The sequence below is a fragment of the Latilactobacillus sakei genome (assembly GCA_002953655.1).
Taxonomy (GTDB): Bacteria; Bacillota; Bacilli; order Lactobacillales; family Lactobacillaceae; genus Latilactobacillus; species Latilactobacillus sakei_A.
Window position 1 is genome coordinate 568,594 of sequence record CP025839.1, and the last position, 22,627, is coordinate 591,220.

The following is a 22,627-nucleotide window of genomic DNA, read 5'->3' on the forward strand; positions in this document are numbered from 1 at the left end:
AATAATGGCACAAAAGAGATTATATAAATCAAGAGATAACCGGATGATTTCCGGTGTAATGGGTGGGATAGCAGAATACTTCAATGTTGACGCGACATTGGTTCGAGTGCTCTACTGTTTGTTCTCAATCTTCTCAGCAGCTTTCCCAGGGATTGTCGTCTATATTATCTTGGCCCTCGTTATTCCGGAACGGCCAAGTCAAACGCGTCGCGATTCTCATGATGAATGGAGTGAATATTAATGCCTTTTCTATTAATCCTAGTCCCAATCTTGGCGATTATTCTCGCCATTACGGTAATGGGCGTCTTGATTGGTTCAGTGATGATTCTCTTCAAGTTCGCGATTCCGTTACTAGTGATCTGGCTCATTTACCGCTTAATTGTCGGTCATAATAAACCACGTCACCATTACCATGCACAACAACATCAAGCTTATTACAGCCAACCGGGCGATGCTCGGGGCCGTAAGGAAGCACGTGATGTGAAGGTCGATGATGACAACTGGAGTGATTTTTAATGCGCTATTGGACCCGTGTTTTAGTGAATACAATTTTATTTATCGCAATTTCGGGCTTACTACCAAGCCTATTTCATGTTGACGGGATTTTGGTCGCCTTAGTGGCAAGTATTGTCTTATCAATTTTAAACGTGCTAGTAAAACCGATTTTGCATATTCTCTCATTTCCAATTACGTTTTTAACACTCGGCCTTTTCAGCTTAGTGATTAACGGGATTATGTTGGAATTAACGTCAATCTTCGTCAGTTCAGGGAGTACCTTCCCGAACGTGACGTTTGGCTTTTCTGGATTAGGCGCGGCGATTGTCGTGGCGTTCATCCTATCAATTGCCAATACGATCATTGGCAATCAATTTAGCAGAGAGCGTTATTAATGATAAAGCCTGCATCAGAAATTTGATGACAGGCTTTATTTTTAGATTAATTTAAGAAAACGCCTACATTAATGTTGAAAAATGTATCTAAAAGCAATATGATAGTACGTATAAGAGTAGAAGAAGGACGGTATATCATGGCGGATAGTGTTTCAATGGAAAGATTAGTGACGGACCTTAAGTTACAAGTGTACTCAGGGGAAGCTCATTTAAAAGAGAAAACAGTGACGTTGAGTGATATCTCTCGTCCGGGACTCGAATTAACTGGTTATTTTAATTATTACCCATACGAACGAATTCAATTATTTGGGATGACGGAAGTTTCCTTTACGCAAAATATGACGGCGGAAGAACGCTTAATGATTATGCGGCGAATGGCCTCTGAAAATACGCCTTGTTTCTTAATTTCGCGTAGTTTAGAACCACCTAAGGAAATGTTACAAGCAGCTGAAGAATCAGGCATTCCAGTATTGGGATCAAACCTATCAACAACGCGTCTTTCAAGTTTAGTGACGGATTATTTGGATGGTCAATTGGCTGAACGGCGCTCAATGCATGGCGTGCTTGTCGATATCTACGGCCTAGGGGTGCTTATCACAGGCGATTCTGGTGTTGGGAAGAGTGAAACTGCACTCGAATTGGTTAAACGGGGCCACCGTTTAATCGCCGATGATCGGGTTGATGTGTACCAACAAGATGAACGGACGGTTGTTGGTGAAGCACCAATGATTTTACGGCACTTACTTGAAATTCGGGGAATTGGCATTATCGATGTTATGAACCTCTTTGGGGCCGGTGCTGTAAGGGCTGATACATCAATTTCATTGATTGTTCATTTACAAAACTGGTCACAAGATAAGAAGTACGATCGTCTTGGTTCCGATACAGAAGAACAAATGATTTTCGATGTGCCGGTACCTAAGATCACGGTGCCCGTTAAGGTTGGACGTAACTTGGCCATCATCATTGAAGTTGCAGCGATGAACTTTAGAGCCAAATCAATGGGCTATGATGCAACGAAGACTTTCGAAGCGAACTTAGGCAAGTTAATCGAATCTAATTCTGACGACGAAAACTAATTTAAACGTTAAAAGTACCTTAATATAGTAGGTCATCTGACTAGATTGAGCTATACTGTTATAAAGACAGGATAGTACTCAGTCTAGTTTTTTTAATTGAATATGAGGAGCGATTATCGTGAACCTAATATTAGGTGTTTTAAATCCGATTGCCCTACAATTAGGGCCGTTGGCAATTCATTGGTACGGCGTGATCATTGCTAGTGGTGTCGTATTGGCCGTCGTGTTGGCCTTGCGCGAAGCTACACGACGTAATGTTAGTGAAGATGATATTTTGAATTTAATTTTATGGGCCTTACCGTTTGCCTTAATCGGGGCGCGGCTGTATTATGTGATTTTTGAATGGTCCTATTACCAAGCTAATCCAAGTGAAATTATTAAAATCTGGCACGGGGGGATTGCGATATATGGTGGTTTAATTGCCGCAACAATTGTGTTCATCATCTATTGTCGCAAGCATTTCTTGTCGCCATGGTTGGTTTTGGATATCGCGGCGCCAACGGTCATGATTGCCCAAGCAATCGGGCGTTGGGGGAATTTTATGAACCAAGAGGCCTTCGGGGCTAAGACGACGTTGCACTTCCTACAGACGCTTCATTTGCCCAATTGGGTAACCGAACAGATGTTGATTGATGGGGCTTATCGCCAACCAACTTTCTTATATGAATCGACTTGGAATGTCTTAGGGTTTATAATCATTATGAGTGTCCGTCATCGTCAAGGCTGGTTTAAACAAGGTGAGATTTTATTGAGCTATGTTGCTTGGTACGCCTTTGGCCGCTTTTTCGTGGAAGGGATGCGGACCGATAGTTTATTTATCGGACCATTACGTGTGTCACAGATTCTATCACTCGTGTTATTCTTTGGCGCGATTGGGCTGTGGATCTGGCGGCGTAAACAACAGCCGTTACCCGACTACTTAGAAGGTAATACACTGCGTTCAGCAGTTAAATAAAAGGAGAATTAGGATTAATGACAGTTAATGTTGCAGTTTTAGGTGCCGGTTCATGGGGCACAATTTTAGCCAACTTATTAGTAGAAAATGGCCACCACGTTGAATTATGGGGGAATGATCCTGAGAAAGTAGCAGAGATTAACGAACAACACACTAACAAGCATTATTTACCCGAATTCAAGATTGACCCACGCTTACACGCAACTTTAGATTTAAACGAAGCGTTTGAAGCGGTGGACGTTGTTTTATTCGTTATTCCAACACAAGTGATTCGCCAAGTGGCAGCACAAATCGTACCAGTGCTAGAAGCCAAAGGGGTGAAACCCGTGATTGTCACCGCCTCAAAAGGGCTGGAACAAGGGAGTCATAAACGAATTTCAGAAGTTTTAACTGAAACTATTCCAGCCGATGTCCGCAATGGCATCGTCGTCTTATCAGGTCCTAGTCACGCTGAAGATGTTGCGATGAAGGATATTACCACTTTAACGGCTGCTTCAACTGATTTAGTGCAAGCCCAATGGATTCAAGAAATCTTCATGAACGATTACTTCCGCCTTTACACGAATACGGATGTCATTGGTGTTGAAATGGGGGCGGCTTTGAAAAACGTAATTGCTTTAGGCGCAGGTGCATTACATGGCTTGGGTTATGGCGATAACACGAAGGCCGCTTTAATGACACGGGGCCTAGCCGAAATTTCTCGTTTAGGAGTGGCCATGGGGGCTAATCCATTAACCTTCATCGGTTTATCTGGTGTTGGTGATTTAATTGTTACTGGGACCAGTGTGCATTCACGAAACTGGCGGACTGGTAATGCTTTAGGCGAAGGTCAAAAGCTAGACGACGTGCTTGAAAATATGGGGATGGTCGTTGAAGGGGTTGCCACCTGTAAGGCCGCTTATGAATTAGCACAACAACGCTCAGTTGATATGCCAATTACCAATGCAATCTACAATGTCCTTTATCGTGGTTGTGATATTCGCACTGAAATTGGCAACTTGATGCAACGTTCTGGTAAACCAGAAATTGATTTTAAATAGAGACCAATTAATTTAATTGATAAAAACGCCATCATTTTAAACAGGTATCGCATCTGCAAAACGAATATGTTATGATGACATAGGCTGATAAATTGACTAAAGGAGAACCGATTACTTTATGGGCGATTTGGTATCTGTAAGACCAACTTGTGAATTTTATTTTGATAGAGGCATGCAGGCATTTGAGCGATTTCATTATGAAAAAGCCCTTACTTGTCTACAACGCTCTAAGTCACTGGCAAAAACAAAAGATGATTATATCTTTGTGGTCTGCCAATTAGCAATTTGTTTAGAATCGGTCGGTAATTACCGCGGTGCTGTGATTGCATTGGAAGAAATTCCAAGCGTCAATTACCAGACACATCCGGAATTACAGTATTTTTTAGCAACGGCGTACGCTTTTTTGGGCCAGATGCAAGAGAGCTATCAATTAGCGAAAGCTTACTTACAAAGTGACGACGTAGATTTTGAAGCTGAAGCCACTGAATTATTGCAAGAATTAAAGCAAATTAAAGGTTAACTATAAATGTAGAAAGTTCACTAACTGGGCAAACAGTTTGGTGGACTTTTTTTTTAATAACGGGTAAGATACACTCTATTAGAAGTAACTTGATAAAAGTAAGGAGATTATGCAAAATGGCTAAAAGTTATGATGTAATTGTAATCGGTGCTGGCCCCGGCGGGATGACCGCGGCGCTTTATGCATCACGTTCGAACCTATCTGTTTTAATGTTGGACCGAGGAATTTATGGCGGTCAAATGAATAATACGGCAGAGGTCGAAAACTATCCTGGCTTTAAGTCAATTTTGGGCCCCGAATTGGGCGAAAAAATGTATGCGAGTGCCACACAATTTGGTGCTGAATACGGTTATGGCACCGTTAATAGTATCGAAGATAAAGGTGAATTTAAATTAGTGCATACTGACGAAGGTGACTTCCAAGCACGGGCCGTGATTATCGCAACGGGTTCTGAACATAAGAAGGTTGGCATTCCTGGCGAAGACGAATATGGTGGCCGCGGGGTCTCATACTGTGCCGTCTGTGATGGTGCGTTCTTCAAGAACAAGGAAGTCGTTGTCATCGGTGGCGGTGACTCAGCGATTGAAGAAGGTCTTTATTTAACACAATTAGCTAGCAAAGTAACGGTCATTCACCGTCGTGATCAACTACGTGCGCAAAAGATTTTACAAGATCGTGCATTTGCTAACGATAAGATGGCCTTTGTCTGGAATGCACAAGTTAAAACGATTGAAGGCGACGATAAAAAAGTCACCGCTGTCACTTATGTTGATAAGGAAAGTGGCGAAACTAAAGAAGTCCCAGCAAGTGGGGTCTTCATCTACGTCGGGATTGATCCAATGACAAGTGCTTTCAAAGACCTAGGTATTTTAACGGAAGCCGGTTGGGTTAAAACCGACGACCACATGGCAACTAGTGTCCCCGGGATTTTTGCAATCGGTGATGTTCGTGAAAAGGACTTACGTCAAATTACAACAGCAGTCGGTGACGGCGGCATAGCCGGCCAAGAAGTCTTCAAATATATTCAAAGTATTTAAAGAACGTTTAAATGAGCTATACCAATGAAAGCGCCGGTCCATAAAAAATGGATCGGCGCTTTTTTAAGTTTCTTAACATGTGATGCCCTAGGGAAAGCGGTTGATTTATGCTATAATTATAGTGAGATTTTATAACAAATGTGGGGGTTACAAAATGAGCTGGCAAGATAATTATGCAATTTGGAATAAACAAACAAAAATGGATTTACCTTTACGAGAAGCATTAGACAATATGGCAAACGATGAAGAAGCGCTTGAAAAAGCCTTCAGCGTGCCAATGGAATTTGGGACAGCTGGTATGCGTGGCCTCTTAGGCCCTGGGATTAACTGCATGAATATTTATACAGTTCGTCAAGCGACAGAAGGCCTTGCCCAATTCATGGAAACTTTACCAGAAGCAACTAAAAAACGCGGGGTTGCGATTAGTTTTGATTCACGTTATCAATCAGAAACTTTTGCACACGAAGCAGCGCGTGTTTTAGGCCAACATCAAATTCCAACATTCGTTTTTGATGCTTTGCGCCCAACACCTGAATTATCATTTACGGTTCGTCACCTACATACGTATGCAGGGATTATGATTACCGCTAGCCACAATCCTAAACAATACAACGGCTACAAGATTTATGGTGAAGATGGTGCTCAAATGCCACCTAAGGAATCTGATTTGATTACAAGTTACATTCGTCAAGTATCAGATCTATTTGCAATCGAAGTTGCTGATGAAATGGCCTTACGTGAAGCTGGCATTATGTCGTTAATTGGTGAAAATGTTGATCAAGCTTACTTAGCCGAAGTTAAAAAAGTAACGATTAACCAAGAATTAGTGGATACTGTTGGTAAAACAATGTCATTAATTTACACACCACTTCATGGGACTGGGAAAGTCCTTGGCGAACGTGCTTTACGTCAAGCGGGCTTCGAACAATTCACAATGGTGGCCGAACAAGCCGTTGCTGATCCAGAATTTGCAACAACACCTTTCCCTAACCCAGAATTCCCGCAAACTTTTGATATGGCAATTGAGCTTGGAAAGGCGCAAAAAGCAGACCTTTTAATTGCGACTGATCCAGATGCCGATCGTCTCGGGGCTGCTGTGCGCCAACCAGATGGTAGCTATCAATTAATGACGGGAAATCAAATTGCATCGGTTTTACTGCGTTATATTTTACAAGCAAGTAAAGATGCTGGGACCTTACCAGCAAATGCTGCTGCGGTCAAATCAATCGTTTCAACAGAATTAGCCACTAAGATTGCGGCTAGTTATAATGTCAAAATGATTGATGTCTTAACAGGCTTCAAGTTTATTGCAGAACAAATCCAACATTTTGAAGATACAAACGAAAATACCTTCATGTTTGGTTTTGAAGAAAGTTACGGTTACTTGGTTAAACCATTTGTTCGTGATAAGGATGCCATCCAAACGTTGGTCCTATTAGCTGAAGTCGCAGCTTATTACAAATCAAACGGTAAGACATTGTACGACGGGATTCAAGAACTATACGCTGAATATGGCTACTATGCTGAACAAACGACAGCGATTGATTTTGAAGGTGTCAACGGGCCACAACAAATGGCTGACTTAATGGTTAAATGTCGTGAAGAAAGTCCCGTTGATTTTGCTGGCATCAAAGTTGCTTCAGCAGAAGACTTCCAAACCCAAACTCAAACGTTTGCTGATGGTCACACTGAACCAATTAATTTACCAACCTCAAATGTTTTGAAATACCACTTAGAAGATGGCACATGGATTGCCATTCGGCCAAGTGGCACAGAACCTAAGGTTAAATTCTACGTTGGGACTAGCGCTGATGATGAAGCAACGGCCGATTTGAAATTAGCTAACTTTGAAAAAGCAATTCAAGCCCTCGTTAAATAACAAAATCCTCATAAAAAGGGTTACTATTTTACATTGACGTGGAATTTATCTATAATGAGTGCAACAAATAGGCGGACTATATCGTTAGTCGGTCTATTTTTGTAAGAATGGAGGCTTTTTTAGAATGGGTATGCATCAGTATTTGCAAGGATTAAATAATTTGGAGACACTAAACCGGGCACCAGGCTTATTTAAGTACCAGGAACATTCCGTCGCAGCACATTCTTTTAAGGTTTGCGAGATTGCGCAGTTACTAGGGGATATCGAAGAAGAAAATGGTCAAACCATTAATTGGCAAGTTTTGTATGAGCGAGCGTTGAATCACGATTATACGGAGCGTTTTATTGGGGACATCAAAACGCCCGTTAAATATGCGACCCATGAGTTACGGGCAATGTTAGCCAATGTCGAAAGTTCTTTAACGGATAATTTCATTAATAATGAAATTCCCGGCTTTTTACAAGAACGCTATAAACGGCGTTTGAGTGAAGGGAAAGACGAAACCTTGGAAGGCCAATTGTTGGCAGTCGCTGATAAGATTGACTTGCTTTATGAATCATTTGGTGAGATTGAAAAGGGTAATCCGGAAAATGCCTTTTTGGAAATTTTCGCGGAAAGTTTAAAAACGATTATGCAATATCAAAATCTAGCTAGTGCGCAATATTTCATCCGAAAAATGCTGCCAGACCTGTTGAGTGAGGATTTTGCCGATCGTGGTAAGCTGACGCAGTTGGTCCGTCAAACGTTGTCAAACTAGGCTAGTTCACTAGTGTGGCGAAAATATGTTCGGTATGTTAGAATGGTAATTGATAAAAAAGAGGGCGTCTGTTTAGTGGCTTAAGCACCACGTAGAGACGATCACTGACAACTTATAAATTTGTAATTTAAGAAGGTGTCTGGTACAAAACCCCGTTTTGTATCAGGCGCTTCTTTTATCGCAATAAAATGGCACTGGAGGCAATTCATGATTGATAGACAGAACGATAACCAATTTGACTTAGTCGCACCATACGAACCTGCTGGCGATCAACCTGCTGCAATTGAAACCTTAACGAAGAATTTTGAAGCGGGTGCTAAAGCCCAGGTCTTGATGGGTGCCACTGGGACTGGGAAAACTTTTACAATGTCCAATGTGATTAAGAATCTCAACAAACCAACGTTGATTATTTCGCATAATAAGACGTTGGCCGGACAATTATATGCCGAATTTAAGCAGTTTTTCCCCAACAACGCGGTTGAATATTTCGTGAGTTATTATGATTATTACCAACCAGAAGCCTATGTACCTTCCAGTGATACGTATATCGAAAAAGATTCGAGTATCAATGACGAAATCGATAAATTACGGCATTCAGCCACGAGTTCGTTATTAGAACGCAACGATGTGATTGTTGTGGCCTCTGTTTCTTGTATCTTTGGGTTAGGGGATCCACGCGAATACCAAAATCACGTCTTGTCATTGCGACCAGGGATGGAAGTTGAACGCAATGATTTATTACGTCAGCTAGTTGATATTCAATTTGAACGCAACGATATTGACTTTCAACGGGGACGCTTTAGAGTGCGCGGTGATGTCGTTGAAATTTTCCCAGCTTCTCGTGATGATCATGCTTTACGCGTTGAATTTTTTGGCGATGAAATTGATCGGATTGTCGAAGTCGATGCGCTAACTGGTGAAGTAATTGGCGAACGGTCACACGTTGCTATTTTCCCCGCAACGCATTTTATGACAAATGACGAAAAAATGGAAAAGGCGATTGAAAGTATTAAAGCTGAACTGGCTGAACGGCTAGCTGTTTTAAAAGGCGAAGGTAAATTATTAGAAGCGCAACGCCTTGAGCAACGGACAAACTATGATCTTGAAATGATGCAAGAGATGGGCTATTGCTCCGGGATTGAAAATTACTCACGCCATATGGAAGATCGCCAAGCCGGCGAACCGCCTTATACGTTGTTAGATTTCTTCCCAAAAGATTCAATCATGATGATTGATGAATCCCATGTTACTATGCCCCAAATTCGGGGGATGTACAATGGCGATCGCGCGCGGAAACAAATGTTAATTGACTATGGTTTCCGGTTACCAAGTGCGTTAGATAACCGCCCCTTAACGTTGCCAGAATTCGAAGAGCACGTGAATGAAATTATGTATGTGTCGGCCACACCTGGTCCTTACGAAGCGGAACAAACCGATATTCAAGTGGATCAGATTATTCGACCAACCGGCCTGTTGGATCCCAATATTGAAGTGCGGCCAATCATGGGTCAGATTGATGATTTAGTCGGTGAAATCAATGATCGCATTGAAAAGAACGAACGGGTCTTCATTACAACTTTAACCAAGAAAATGTCGGAAGATTTAACCGATTATCTCAAGGAACTGGGCATCAAAGTCCGGTACTTGCATAGTGATGTCAAGACGTTGGAACGAACGGAAATTATCCGTGATTTACGACTGGGTAAATTCGATGTCTTAATTGGGATTAACTTATTACGGGAAGGAATTGATGTGCCTGAAGTGTCCTTAGTGGCAATTTTAGATGCGGATAAGGAAGGCTTCTTACGTAGTGAACGGTCCTTAATCCAAACCATTGGCCGGGCATCTCGTAATGAAAATGGACAAGTCTTGTTGTATGCCGATAAGATTACAGACTCAATGCGCCACGCAATTGATGAGACTAAACGTCGACGGACAATTCAAGAAGAATATAATGCCGCCCACAATATCACACCGAAGACGATTATTAAACCAATTCGGGATGCAATTTCAATGGTACAATCGGTTGAACATCCAGAAGAAATTAAGATGACCAATGAGATTGATTTAGAGAACATGTCGAAGGCTGAAAAACTAGAAATGGTTGAACGACTATCCGAACAGATGCGCTTAGCAGCTAAGAAACTTGATTTTGAACAAGCGGCGACATTGCGCGATACCATTCTAGAATTAAAAAGTGAAATAGATTAGAGGTCAAGTATGGCAAATGATAAGATAGTAATTCACGGCGCACGCGCCCATAATTTAAAGGATATCGATGTTACGATTCCAAGAGATAAGTTGGTGGTTATCACTGGATTATCTGGTTCTGGGAAGAGTTCGTTAGCGTTTGATACGTTATACGCAGAAGGACAACGGCGGTATGTTGAGAGTTTATCAGCATATGCCCGTCAGTTCTTGGGGCAAATGGATAAACCGGATGTTGATTCAATTGACGGGTTAAGTCCAGCGATTTCGATTGACCAAAAGACGACCTCTAAGAATCCACGTTCAACAGTCGGAACAGTCACTGAAATCAATGATTATCTCCGCTTATTGTGGGCCCGAGTTGGTCAACCCATCTGTCCCAACGATGGGACTGAAATCAGTAGCCAATCAGTAGAACAAATGGTTGACCGGGTATTGGCTTTACCGGAGCGGACTAAACTCCAAATTATGTCACCAATCGTTCGTGGCAAAAAAGGCCAACACAAAAAAATCTTTGAGAAGATTCAACGTGAAGGCTATGTGCGTGTTCAAGTGGATGGCGAAGTGATGGATGTTAGCACCGACCTAGAATTAGATAAGAATAAGAAACATGATATCAATATTGTTGTTGATCGAATTGTCGTTAAAGACGGGGTGCGCTCACGGTTATTTGATTCATTTGAAGCAGCCTTGAGACTATCTGATGGATATGCGACAGCCGATGTAATTGGCGGCGAACAACTCTTATTCTCTGAACATTATGCGTGCCCAATCTGTGGGTTTACAGTTGGGGCATTAGAACCACGGCTATTCTCATTTAACGCGCCATTTGGGGCTTGTCCTGAATGTGATGGTTTGGGCTTAAAACTAGAAGTTGATACGGATCTCGTTGTGCCAGATACAAGTAAAACATTGCGTGAAGGGGCGATTGCACCTTGGAACCCAATCAGTTCGCAATACTACCCACAAATGTTAGAACAAGCTTGCACGGCCTTTAAAATCGATATGGACCGTCCTTTCAGTAAGTTGACACCTCGTCAAAAAGATATCATCTTAAATGGCTCACAAGGCAAAGAATTCCACTTCCATTATGAAAATGATTTTGGGGGCGTTCGCGATGTTGAAGTGCCTTTTGAAGGGGTCCTCAGCAATATTGATCGGCGTTATCGTGAAACGAATAGTGATTTCACACGGACGCAGATGCGCACTTATATGACGGAATTAACGTGTCAAACGTGTCACGGGAAGCGACTAAATCGCCAAGCTTTGGCGGTTAAAGTCGGTGGCCAAGATATCGCTGAAGTCTCAGACAATGCGATCAAAGATGGCCTTCCATTCTTCGATAACCTTGAACTTTCTGAAAAAGATCAAGTGATTGCGAAACCCATTTTGAAAGAAGTTCATGACCGCCTAACTTTCTTGATTAACGTCGGCTTAGACTATTTGACGTTGAGTCGTTCTGCTGGCACGCTTTCCGGTGGGGAAGCGCAACGGATTCGTTTGGCCACGCAAATTGGGTCGAACTTATCTGGCGTGCTTTACATCTTAGACGAACCTTCAATTGGGTTGCATCAACGTGATAATGACCGGTTAATCGGTTCTTTGAAGAAGATGCGCGATTTAGGGAACACCTTAATCGTGGTTGAACATGATGAAGATACGATGCGAGCAGCCGATTACCTAATTGATATTGGCCCAGGTGCTGGGGATCTTGGCGGAGAAGTGATGGCCGCTGGGACACCCACGGAAGTCGAACAAAACCCTAATTCCTTAACAGGCCGTTATTTAGCGGGGCAGGATTATATTCCGGTACCATTAAAACGGCGTCAAGGAAATGGTAAAAAGGTGCGGGTAACTGGCGCTGCTGAAAATAATTTAAAAGATTTAACGGTTGATTTTCCATTAGGTGAATTTGTCGCCGTGACCGGAGTTTCTGGATCGGGTAAATCAACATTAGTGAATACGATTTTGAAGAAGGCGCTTGCGCAAAAGATGAATCGTAATTCAGCTAAACCGGGGCAGTATAAGACTATCACGGGTTATCAAAATCTTGAGAAGTTGATTAATATCGACCAAAGTCCAATTGGCCGGACACCGCGGAGTAATCCAGCCACTTATACTGGAGTCTTCGATAATGTCCGTGATTTATTCGCCCAAACCAATGAAGCGAAGTTACGAGGCTACAAGAAGGGCCGTTTTAGTTTTAATGTGAAGGGCGGTCGCTGTGAAGCCTGCAAGGGTGACGGGATTATCAAGATTGAAATGAATTTCTTACCGGATGTCTACGTCCCTTGTGAAATTTGTCATGGTAGTCGTTATAATTCAGAAACTTTAGAAGTGGTTTACAAAGGCAAGAATATTGCTGAAATTTTGGATATGACCGTTTCTGAAGCAACTGAATTCTTCGAAAATATTCCTAAGATTGCCCGTAAACTACAAACAATCGTCGATGTTGGTCTAGGTTATGTAACATTGGGCCAATCGGCAACAACCTTATCTGGTGGAGAAGCCCAACGGATGAAATTGGCTTCTGAATTACAAAAGCAATCAACCGGTAAGAACTTGTATATCTTGGACGAACCAACAACTGGTTTGCATACGGATGATATCAAACGGTTGTTAGGCGTACTAGAACGGTTGGTTGATGAAGGCAACACGGTTTTAGTCATCGAACATAATCTAGATGTGATTAAAACAGCTGATTATATCATTGATTTAGGACCAGAAGGCGGTGACAAAGGTGGCACCATCGTTGCGACTGGCACACCTGAAACGTTGGTGAACGTTGCAGAAAGCTATACGGGGCGCTACTTGAAACCAATTTTAGAACGGGATACCGCCCGCACATTAGCGGCACAAGAATAGTCATGAAGCTGAGTCCTATTTTAGGCTCAGCTTTTTTGATGGGTTTCTTTTTACTAAAGTTATTGAGCATTGCTTCCAAAAAAAGTATGATAGATTTATTAGATAGGAAGAGGTGGTAAGATGTTTAGAAGAAATGATTGGCGCTTTGATTGGTCAGAACTAATGACCGGCATTATTTTCCTAATTGGAGCGTATTTCTTATTGAATAAGCCCCAAGCAACATTATCCGGCTTAGTCATCATTGTGGCGGTGGCTGCAATTATCCGGGGAGTGGCTAAAATTAGTGTTTACGGCCAGTTAAGACAAGATACGGGTATCCGGGCGACCGTGATGTTGATCAATGCTATTTTAGATATTGTGATTGGGTTATTATTCATCTTTAATATTCCAGCCGGTATCTTTACAATGAGTTATATGTTTGCAATCTGGTTCTTGTTAGATGCGGTTGTTGGTCTATTAAATGTGAGCCATTTGAAGCAATTTAACATGGGCTTATACATGCTATCAATCATATTAAACGTTTTAGGGTTGATTGTTGGTTTGTTATTATTAATGCATCCAGTGGTTGCAGCTGTAACAATGACAACTTTATTGGGTTTTTATTTTGTGATTGTGGGAGTCAATGCGATTGTGATTGCAATTGCGCGCCGCTTATAAAAACGAAAAGTCTAGAACAACATTCAGTTGTTTTAGACTTTTTTATGTTTATAGCCGTGTTTGCTTTCAATGACACGCCAGGAATGCTACAATAGAATAACCGATAATTCGAGGAGTGGGGACTAATGACAGATACATTGAATTTAGTAGTAATTACTGGGATGAGTGGTGCGGGTAAAACCGTTGCAATGCAGAGTTTTGAAGATTTAGGTTATTTCTGTGTTGATAATATGCCACCTTCATTATTACCCAAATTTTGGGAATTAGTGAAGGAATCCGGTAAGGTTACAAAGATCGCGTTAGTGATCGATTTACGTTCGCGCGCCTTTTATGATGGGATTATCGAAATGCTTTCCGGGCTTGATAATACCCAATTTGTCACAACTAAGATTCTATTCTTAGATGCTTCTGATGAAGAACTTGTTTCTCGCTATAAAGAAACGCGTCGTTCGCACCCACTTGCGCGTAATGGTCGTTTAATGGATGGGATTCATAAGGAACGTGAATTACTAACTGAAATCAGAAACCAATCTCAGATGGTGGTTAATACGTCAATGTTATCACCTCGCGAATTACGGGAACAGATTTTCCGGGTCTTTAAGACCTCTGATAATCCGTCATTTCATATCGAAGTGATGTCATTTGGATTTAAATATGGGTTGCCAATCGATGCTGATATTGTGATGGATGTGCGCTTCTTGCCTAATCCATACTATGTTGCGGAATTCAAAGCGTTAAATGGGTTAGATAAACCAGTTAGAGATTACGTTATGGAACAGCCCGCAACAGAACAATTTTATCAACAATTGACGGCCCTACTAAAAAGTATCATGCCAGGGTACCTTAAAGAAGGTAAAACCAGTGTCACGATTGCAATTGGCTGTACTGGCGGTCAACATCGCTCAGTCGCATTAGCACAACGTTTAGCGGATGATTTAGCCGTTGACTATCCAGTTGATGTGACGCATCGTGATATGAAGAAACGAAAGGAATCGGTGAACCGCTCATGACAGCTACTAATCGCATAATCCGGGTGATTAAAGGTCGTCGTCCCAAGGTGGTTGTGATTGGTGGTGGGACAGGCTTACCCGTTATTCTAAAAAGTTTACGTGAACAAAATGCGGATGCGACTGCCATTGTAACGGTTGCAGACGATGGTGGTTCATCTGGTGTGATTCGAGATTATATTAACGTTGTGCCACCTGGCGATATTCGCAACGTTTTGGTGGCTTTATCAGATTTACCACAATTGACGCTCGACATTTTTCAATATCGATTTAAATCACATGACGCCTTCTTTTCAGGCCATGCGATTGGTAATTTAATTATTGCGGCGCTTTCTGAAATGGAATCCGGCATCTTTGACGCGGTCCAACGACTTTCAGAAATGATGGCTGTCGATGGGCATGTTTACCCAGCCGCTAATGTGGCCTTAACGCTAAATGCAGCTTTCCAAGATGGCACACAATTGGCCGGTGAATCTGAAATTACCGCAGCACGCAAACAAATTAAGCGTGTCTGGGTGACCAAGACAGATCCTGAGGATCAAGAGGAACCAACCGCAGTTCAAGAAGTTGTCGCAGCAATCATGGCCGCTGATGTGGTGGTCCTCGGTCCAGGAAGCCTATTTACCAGCATTTTACCTAATTTAATGATTAAAAATCTTGGTGAGGCAGTTAAGCAAACCAAAGCCGAGGTTATTTACATTTGTAATATCATGACTCAAAAAGGCGAGACCGAGCGCTTCACAGATGCTGACCATGTCCGGGTTTTGAATGAACATCTAGGGCAACATGTGGTGGACACAGTTCTTGTCAATACTGGTCAGGTGCCAGCTAATTATTTGGATCACCAAAAATATGATGAAATTTTATGGCCAGTCGAACATGACTTTGATGGGCTGAGACAACTAGGTTGCCGAGTGATTTCGGACAATTTCTTAAAGCTCGATAATCATGGCGTCTTCCATAATGGTCAAAAGGTCGCAAGTGAAATTATGAATCTTGCCTTTCAGGTTAATACAACTAAGCGAGGTGAATAAGGATGGCTTCATACGCAAGTGAAGTAAAAAAAGAGCTAACGCAACTCGAAGTACATCCGGAACATGCACGGGCTGAACTAGCCGCTTTAATCAGAATGAATGGCTCATTAAGTTTGATGAATCACCAATTTGTTTTGAACGTGCAAACCGAAAATCCGGCGATCGCTCGCCGGATTTATAGTTTATTAAAGCAAAACTATCAAGTTGAATCAGAATTATTGGTTCGGCGCAAAATGAAATTAAAGAAAAATAATCAATATATTGTACGACTCAAATATGATACAAATACGGTTTTGAACGACTTAAACATCGTTGCTGAAGACGGGTTTACAATTCATACACGAGTGTCAGAAGATATCATTGATGAAGATCAGCGCGTCCGTTCATATCTAAGAGGGGCCTTTTTAGCTGGTGGTTCGGTTAATAATCCGGAAACTAGCCGCTATCACTTAGAGATTTATTCACTCTATGAAGAGCACAATCAAGATATTGTGCGGATGATGAATAGATTTGGGCTAAACGCTAAAACAACGGTTCGCCGCAGTGGTTACATTACTTATTTGAAAGAAGCGGAAAAAATTGCTGATTTCTTACAGGTGATTGGTGCCACGAATGCGATGTTGAAGTTTGAAGACATTCGAATTGTCCGTGATATGCGTAATTCAGTGAACCGGTTAGTTAACTGCGAAACAGCCAATTTAAATAAAACGATTGATGCGGCTGCGAAACAGATTGAAAATATCGAGTATTTAAGGGATTCAGTAGGGCTAGATAATTTACCCGCGAAATTGCGGGAAATTGCGTTATTACGGTTGGAATTTCCGGACATTACTTTGAAAGAACTTGGTGAAAAGATGCCGAGTGGGGCGATCTCAAAATCAGGGATTAACCATCGTTTAAGAAAATTAAATCAATTGGCTGAAGGTTACCAACAAAAAGTCATTTAGAAGAAATGCTCGTTAATAAATGCACAAGAGTTTGACTTTTACAATTAAATTGTGTACACTATAAACTAACGGGTTTCCGGGGAGGAAAATATATGATTAAACCAGTATTATTAGATGAGCAATTATGCTTTTCGATTTATCGCGCACAGAAAGCTTATAACCACTTTTACGGAAAGGTCTTAAAACCTTATGGCTTAACTTATCCACAATTCATCGCAATGTTAGCATTGTGGGAACATGGGACAATGTCAGTTAAGGAATTAGGTCACCATTTAGAATTAGATAGTGGGACATTAACACCACTATTGAAACGCCTAGAAGCGGATGGTTGGGTTGATCGTAAGCGTGCATCTGATGATGAACGTCGCGTTGACGTTTCATTAACAGAGCAAGCAGAATCACAAAAACTTGAAATTTACGAACGTGTTGGTAACTGTACCAACTACCTAGATTTCACAAGCGACAAATATCATGACTTACGTCAAAGCATGAACGAAGTCGAAAAACATTTAAATGCTATTCAAGCTGATACCGATCGATTTGCTTAAAGCGAATCATGATGAGTGCAAAAATTAAGCGGTCAAAATCCTTGTTATAAAGGATTTTGACCGCTTTTTATATTAAAAAGCGCGTCCTTGAGTAAATCAGGGGCGCACTTTATTTATTGAGCTTGTAAAATCATATCGAGTTCTTCTGGTGTTATTGATTCATCAAAGATGTGTTCACCAGCGATGATTGTTGGGACGAATTTGATATTGGCCGCTTGAGCTTCGTCAACAATGGCCGCTAACTGTACGGTATTATCAAGTGGACTTAGTTTAAGGTTAGCTTGCATGTATTTATCGAATTCAGAATCCGATAAATCAGGCCGCCATGTTTTTTGATGCGTGTAGAGAAAATGGATGGCGTTTAAAGCAATAGCGGGTTGATCGAAGGGTAGGTAAGTATGGGCGAGGTTACCAATTAATAGATCATCTTTATCCTTGTTATAAGGTTTGATGATTCGTCGTACTTGACCGGCTTCGACGGCCTTAGTGAGCTGTTCCTCGGATTTGAGGAACCATTTGCGACAATAGGGACAAGCTAAATTCAAAAATTCAACAAATGTGACGGGTGCTTCAGGGTGGCCAATGACAATCCCACCTTCAGTTGTCACTTGATCACTTTTAATAATACTAATATCCATCATAAAACCTCCTCTGTATTAAACTAAGTATAGCAAATACGCAGCAAAAAAGGACACCACAAGGATTAAACTTGAGGTGTCCTGTTTGAATTAATGTCCGGAATGAAAACGTGCTTCCTCAAACTACCTTTTCCGGTTAAACTAAAAATGGCAATCATGGTTGAAAAACACCATAATTGCCATTTTTTGTTAATCATCAAAGTCAAAGCGTTTGAGTCAGCACGCTATTTTGGTTGGTTAACCATAATGTCGTCAATCAAACCGTAATCTTTTGCTTCTTGGGCTGTCATGTAGTTATCACGATCAGTGTCTGCTTGTAATTTTTCGAATGTTTGGCCGGAATTGTCTGCCAAGATTTGGTTCAAGCGTTTCCGGGTCTTCAAGATTTCGCGAGCAGCGATTTCAATTTCAGTTTGCTGGCCTTGTGCACCACCTAAAGGTTGGTGAATCAAGACTGTTGAGTTAGGCAATGCAAAACGTTTACCTTTTGTCCCAGCTGAAAGTAAAACGCTGGCCATTGAAGCAGCCATGCCCATAGCGATGGTTTGAACGTCAGATTTGATGAAGTTCATTGTGTCCATGATAGCCAAACCGGCTGTCACAGAACCACCAGGTGAGTTGATGTAGATTGAAATATCCTTATCTGAATCTTGCGCATCTAAGAATAGTAATTGCGCAATGATTGTGTTAGCCATTTGGTCGTTTACTTCACCAGATAACATGATGATCCGGTCTTTTAATAGACGAGAATAAATATCGTAGGCGCGTTCGCCACGAGATGTTTGTTCGATAACTGTCGGTACTAACATTGAATTGCCTCCTTATATAAAGCTGGGAAGGTATGTTTAACCAAAGTAATTGGTTAATCCTCCCAATAATCTATAAACCAAATTTTACAGCAAAGGTCAACTATGGTCAAATGGTAAGCCCTAAATACTGATTAATTATGTAGGGTGCAATCCCATGCCAAATATGATATACTGTTTATTAGTTAATCAGCACGTATCACTGTAGTATCAAGTATTGTTTGAAGACTTTAATCAACTGGAGTAACCCTGGAGTTACAAGTAGTGTAAAGAGGCGGCTTACGCTGTTTAAACGAGAAAATATTTAGAAACACAAGAATTGAGACATAATTGCATTAACCCAAAAATAAAACCGGCATAAGAATATGCCCTAACCGCTAGTGATTAATACTAGCGAGTGGCGCCAATTAGTGACTGGCGCCCCCGACATTATGTCAGATTTAATATGCGAAATTAATTAGAAGGCCACCTAGGAATAGGTGGCCTTCGTCAATTCTATTAGAAAAAGATTAAGTTGCCTGAGGGTGATTTAATCTTTTTTTTATGAAAGTAAATAGATTAGTAATCAGTTTATTCGATAATTTTGGTATACCATTAAAACCCGCAAAAAGTAATCGATGGTTCTAAGAAAATGTAACTAAATCATTCAAATATAGAGATTGGTTAATACCACTTAAAAAGAGACTGGTCCACAAATTTAATTGTTCAAAAATGTTGGTTTAATAAGGTTTAAAGGAATGGATATAGATTTATAGTGGCGTAAAATTAATTGACAAAGAAAGCGTTATCATTTATATTGAAGCCAACTGGTAGTGATGAGTCACTGCTAGGTAGTGTTTATTATTTTTAGTGCAATTATCCGATATGGAGGGTGATATATATGTCAATCACGGCTGTTAGAATTGATGGACGACTCGTTCATGGCCAAGTAGCCAATCTCTGGACACCATCTTTAGGTGTTACGCGTATTATGGTTGTTGATAACCAAGTGGTGGATAGCGCTGTCGAGAAGGCTGGACTGAGAATGGCGACGCCTGCTGGGACTAAGCTTAGTGTTTTATCGGTTGATACAGCAGCTGATCACATCTTGGCCGGGCGCTATGATTCGCAGAAACTATTTTTAGTCGTTAAGAAACCTGAGACATTATTAGCATTAGTTGAAAAAGGGGTTAAATTACCTGAGATTAATGTCGGTAATATGTCACAAACTGATGAAACAAAGCACATCAATAAATCGATTAATGTGACGCCTCATGATGTTGATGTTTTCAAAGAACTTAGCGCTAGCGGTATTCCAATTACTAATCGAATGGTTCCAGGCGATAAGGTAAATGATTTTATGGCACTTATTAAAGACTTATAAAAATCTATTTAAAAAGGAGACATTATCATGGGCATTCAATGGTGGCAAATCTTATTACTAACGTTATACGCTGGTTATCAAATCTGTGATGAATTAACCATTAACTCTAGTGCGGGTTCGGCTGTTTTTGCTGGCTTTATCTCAGGCGTAATCATGGGCGATATGAAGACGGGCTTGATGATCGGTGGGGCAATGCAATTAACGGTTTTAGGTGTCGGAACGTTTGGCGGCTCTTCTAGAATCGATGCGAACTCGGGAACTGTTTTGGCAACCGCTTTTTCTGTTGGGTTAGGAATGAATCAAAATCAAGCAATTTCAGCAATTGCGGTACCGGTGGCAGCTTTATTAATTCAAACTGATATTATTGCGCGTTTTGCGAATACCTTTTTTGCACACCGGATTGATAAGTTGATTGAAGAGCACAAGTATCGCGCAATCGAAAGAAACTACCTGTATGGTGCGATTCCTTGGGCATTATCACGCGCACTACCAGTTTTCTTAGCATTGACTTTTGGTGGGGGCTTAGTTAACTCGGTTGTCAGTTATATGAATAGTCAATTGAGTTGGTTAGCGACCGGGCTTGAAACAGCAGGTGCTGTCTTGCCAGCCGTTGGATTTGCCATTTTATTAAGATATTTGCCAGTTAAAAAACACTTCCCATATTTAATTATTGGCTTTGTTTTAACGGCGATTTTGGCAACAATTTACGCTGCAGTGGGAGCTCTAGGGGGTGCTGTAACAGGTGTTGCAAAAGATTTTACTTATAACTTTGCTGGTTTACCAATGTTAGGGATTGCCTTAATCGGGTTTGGTTTTGCCGCAATTGAATACAAACGCGGTATGGATAAGCACGAGGCAACTCTTTCGGCAACACCTGGTGTAACTAAACAAGCCGTTGAATTAGACGATAAGGGGGAAATTGAAGATGACGAACTCTAATTATCAGTTAACCAAACAAGATTTTAAACAGATTAACCGTCGTAATTTATTCACTTTCCAATTAGGCTGGAATTATGAAAGAATGCAGAATACAAGTTACCTGTACATTATGTTGCCTCAAATACGTAAAATTTATGGGGATAATACCGACGAATTGAAGCAGGTGATGAAGAATGAAACCCAATTCTTTAATACGAGTAATTTCTTCAATACGATTATTACTGGGACCGATTTAGCTATTCAGGAAAAAGAAGGTATTAAATCACTTGAAACTGTTTCTGGGTTAAAGGTGGGCCTAATGGGTTCTTTTGCCGCGATCGGTGATTCAATCTTTGCTGCTTTGATACCGGCGATTTTCGGAGCAATTGCAGCTAATATGGCGGTTGCTGGTAATCCAACGGGGGTTTTCCTATGGATCGCCGTTAATATTGGGATTATGTACTTCCGGTGGCGTCAACTTGAATTTGCGTATAAAGAAGGCGTTAATTTAGTAACTCGGATGCAAGCTAAATTATCAGCGCTAACAGATGCAGCCACGCTTTTAGGGGTTTTCATGGTGGGGGCGCTAGTAGCGACGATGATCAATATTAAGATTGGTACAGTTATTCATTTAGGTGATTTAAACGTTGTTTTACAAGATAAGATTGATATGATCTTACCAAAATTGATTCCAGCAGCGATTGTGGGCCTTGTCTACTGGATGCTTGGTCGTAAAAATATGACCGCCACTCGGGCAATTTTCATCGTATTATTCGTATCAATTGCCCTTTCAGCAATTGGGGTGATTGCAAAAGGTTAATTTAATACCAGCCTCTCTCTACACGCGTGAATTGTAGCGGGGGGCTTTTATATTAAAAATAAAATGAATGGAGAACAATCATATGAGTACATTGGTATTAACAAGTCATGGGCGTTTTTGTGAAGAATTGAAAAAAAGTGTCGAATTAATTTTTGGACCACAAGATGAGATTCGAACATTGGCGCTGTTACCTGAAGAAGGCGAAGCAGATTATAGCCGTAAATTTAAAACGCTTCAGGCTGAAACAAACGGCGATAAATTAATTGTGTTAGCCGATCTAATGGGTGGGACGCCCGCTAATCAGGTTGCTAAGCTGGTGATGCAAGGTGCTGATATTGATTTATATACTGGGATGAATATGCCAATGTGTATTAGCTATCTCAATGCACAAATGACGGGGCAGCCACTCAATTTAGTGGCAGATGCAACAACCGGTATTAAATTTCTCAACGAGATGCTCCCTAAAAATTAAGCGTTAATAGAGAGGGGAAAAGTATGGGACTTAAGCTATTAGCCATTGACCTAGATGGCACCACTTTGAATTCACAAGGCGAAATTTCTGATGTTAATAAAGCGCATTTGCAGCAGATTGTTGCTGGTGGTGTTCAGTTGGTGGTTGCAACGGGTCGCAGTGTGCATTCGGCGAGTTTTTTTTAGAG

Annotated in this window: 24 protein-coding genes; 22 read left to right on the forward strand and 2 right to left on the reverse strand. The window is 41.2% G+C overall.

All coding sequences use genetic code 11. The features are described 5' to 3' along the window. Positions 1-4: 4 nt before the first annotated feature. The 17 genes from C0213_02710 to C0213_02790 all read left to right on the forward strand — a co-directional run bounded on the left by C0213_02710 (position 5) and on the right by C0213_02790 (position 17,423). The gene (locus C0213_02710; GenBank protein ID AUX11358.1) at positions 5-241 is read left to right on the forward strand and encodes a PspC domain-containing protein; all 237 of its coding nucleotides are present in this window, start codon (positions 5-7) and stop codon (positions 239-241) included. After that, complete coding sequence (locus C0213_02715) at positions 241-516, forward strand: hypothetical protein (GenBank protein AUX11359.1); 276 nt, start codon at positions 241-243, stop codon at positions 514-516. The genes C0213_02710 and C0213_02715 overlap by 1 nt, the downstream gene beginning before the upstream one ends. Beyond that, the gene (locus C0213_02720) at positions 516-890 is read left to right on the forward strand and encodes a hypothetical protein (protein AUX11360.1); all 375 of its coding nucleotides are present in this window, start codon (positions 516-518) and stop codon (positions 888-890) included. Before C0213_02715 ends, C0213_02720 begins: the two co-directional genes overlap by 1 nt. Before the next feature lie 137 nt (positions 891-1,027). Continuing rightward, complete coding sequence (locus tag C0213_02725; protein AUX11361.1) at positions 1,028-1,969, forward strand: HPr kinase/phosphorylase; 942 nt, start codon at positions 1,028-1,030, stop codon at positions 1,967-1,969. Positions 1,970-2,087: 118 nt separating this feature from the next. Further along, a complete protein-coding gene (locus C0213_02730) occupies positions 2,088-2,924 on the forward strand; it encodes a prolipoprotein diacylglyceryl transferase (GenBank protein ID AUX11362.1) in 837 nt (278 codons plus the stop codon). 17 nt (positions 2,925-2,941) lie between these two features. Then, a complete protein-coding gene (locus C0213_02735; GenBank protein AUX11363.1) occupies positions 2,942-3,964 on the forward strand; it encodes an NAD(P)H-dependent glycerol-3-phosphate dehydrogenase in 1,023 nt (340 codons plus the stop codon). 118 nt (positions 3,965-4,082) lie between these two features. Further along, on the forward strand, positions 4,083-4,484 hold the full coding sequence (locus tag C0213_02740; protein ID AUX11364.1) for a hypothetical protein: 402 nt from the start codon (positions 4,083-4,085) through the stop codon (positions 4,482-4,484). 116 nt (positions 4,485-4,600) lie between these two features. Beyond that, positions 4,601-5,521 (forward strand): thioredoxin-disulfide reductase, encoded by a 921-nt coding sequence (gene trxB / locus C0213_02745; GenBank protein ID AUX11365.1) that lies wholly within the window; start codon positions 4,601-4,603, stop codon positions 5,519-5,521. 154 nt (positions 5,522-5,675) lie between these two features. After that, complete coding sequence (locus tag C0213_02750; GenBank protein ID AUX11366.1) at positions 5,676-7,400, forward strand: phosphoglucomutase; 1,725 nt, start codon at positions 5,676-5,678, stop codon at positions 7,398-7,400. Positions 7,401-7,524: 124 nt separating this feature from the next. Further along, entirely contained in the window at positions 7,525-8,157 is a 633-nt protein-coding gene (locus C0213_02755) for an HD domain-containing protein (GenBank protein AUX11367.1), read from the forward strand. Positions 8,158-8,364: 207 nt separating this feature from the next. Beyond that, positions 8,365-10,368 (forward strand): excinuclease ABC subunit B, encoded by a 2,004-nt coding sequence (locus C0213_02760; GenBank protein ID AUX11368.1) that lies wholly within the window; start codon positions 8,365-8,367, stop codon positions 10,366-10,368. A 9-nt stretch (positions 10,369-10,377) separates the two neighbouring features. Then, on the forward strand, positions 10,378-13,230 hold the full coding sequence (locus C0213_02765) for an excinuclease ABC subunit UvrA (GenBank protein AUX11369.1): 2,853 nt from the start codon (positions 10,378-10,380) through the stop codon (positions 13,228-13,230). A gap of 120 nt (positions 13,231-13,350) precedes the next feature. After that, positions 13,351-13,887: a hypothetical protein gene (locus C0213_02770; GenBank protein ID AUX11370.1), complete on the forward strand. Its 537-nt coding sequence runs from the start codon at positions 13,351-13,353 to the stop codon at positions 13,885-13,887. Between the two features lie 125 nt (positions 13,888-14,012). Then, positions 14,013-14,897 (forward strand): RNase adapter RapZ, encoded by an 885-nt coding sequence (locus C0213_02775; GenBank protein AUX11371.1) that lies wholly within the window; start codon positions 14,013-14,015, stop codon positions 14,895-14,897. After that, positions 14,894-15,928 carry a hypothetical protein gene (locus C0213_02780; GenBank protein AUX11372.1) on the forward strand — a complete coding sequence of 345 codons (1,035 nt, stop codon included), beginning with the start codon at positions 14,894-14,896 and terminating at the stop codon, positions 15,926-15,928. The genes C0213_02775 and C0213_02780 overlap by 4 nt, the downstream gene beginning before the upstream one ends. Positions 15,929-15,930: 2 nt before the next feature. After that, on the forward strand, positions 15,931-16,875 hold the full coding sequence (whiA, locus tag C0213_02785) for a DNA-binding protein WhiA (GenBank protein ID AUX11373.1): 945 nt from the start codon (positions 15,931-15,933) through the stop codon (positions 16,873-16,875). Positions 16,876-16,967: 92 nt separating this feature from the next. Then, positions 16,968-17,423, forward strand: a complete 456-nt coding sequence (locus C0213_02790) for a MarR family transcriptional regulator (GenBank protein AUX11374.1) — start codon at positions 16,968-16,970, stop codon at positions 17,421-17,423. Positions 17,424-17,536: 113 nt separating this feature from the next. On the opposite strand, the gene C0213_02795 is transcribed toward C0213_02790, so the two are convergent. Together C0213_02795 and clpP are read right to left on the reverse strand one after the other, a co-directional pair. Further along, positions 17,537-18,061, reverse strand: coding sequence for a DsbA family protein (locus C0213_02795; GenBank protein ID AUX11375.1), 525 nt, complete (start codon positions 18,059-18,061; stop codon positions 17,537-17,539). 224 nt (positions 18,062-18,285) lie between these two features. Continuing rightward, positions 18,286-18,870 carry an ATP-dependent Clp protease proteolytic subunit gene (clpP, locus tag C0213_02800; protein ID AUX11376.1) on the reverse strand — a complete coding sequence of 195 codons (585 nt, stop codon included), beginning with the start codon at positions 18,868-18,870 and terminating at the stop codon, positions 18,286-18,288. A gap of 877 nt (positions 18,871-19,747) precedes the next feature. Between clpP and C0213_02805 the strand changes: the two genes are divergently transcribed. From C0213_02805 to C0213_02825, 5 genes are all read left to right on the forward strand, one after another. Beyond that, positions 19,748-20,230, forward strand: coding sequence for a PTS mannose transporter subunit IIAB (locus tag C0213_02805; protein ID AUX11377.1), 483 nt, complete (start codon positions 19,748-19,750; stop codon positions 20,228-20,230). A gap of 27 nt (positions 20,231-20,257) precedes the next feature. Continuing rightward, positions 20,258-21,169, forward strand: coding sequence for a PTS fructose transporter subunit IIC (locus C0213_02810; protein ID AUX11378.1), 912 nt, complete (start codon positions 20,258-20,260; stop codon positions 21,167-21,169). Beyond that, complete coding sequence (locus C0213_02815; GenBank protein AUX11379.1) at positions 21,156-21,968, forward strand: PTS fructose transporter subunit IID; 813 nt, start codon at positions 21,156-21,158, stop codon at positions 21,966-21,968. The genes C0213_02810 and C0213_02815 overlap by 14 nt, the downstream gene beginning before the upstream one ends. An 82-nt stretch (positions 21,969-22,050) precedes the next feature. Further along, positions 22,051-22,440 carry a PTS fructose transporter subunit IIA gene (locus C0213_02820; protein ID AUX11380.1) on the forward strand — a complete coding sequence of 130 codons (390 nt, stop codon included), beginning with the start codon at positions 22,051-22,053 and terminating at the stop codon, positions 22,438-22,440. Positions 22,441-22,463: 23 nt separating this feature from the next. After that, positions 22,464-22,625 carry a hypothetical protein gene (locus tag C0213_02825; GenBank protein ID AUX11381.1) on the forward strand — a complete coding sequence of 54 codons (162 nt, stop codon included), beginning with the start codon at positions 22,464-22,466 and terminating at the stop codon, positions 22,623-22,625. Positions 22,626-22,627 lie beyond the last annotated feature (2 nt).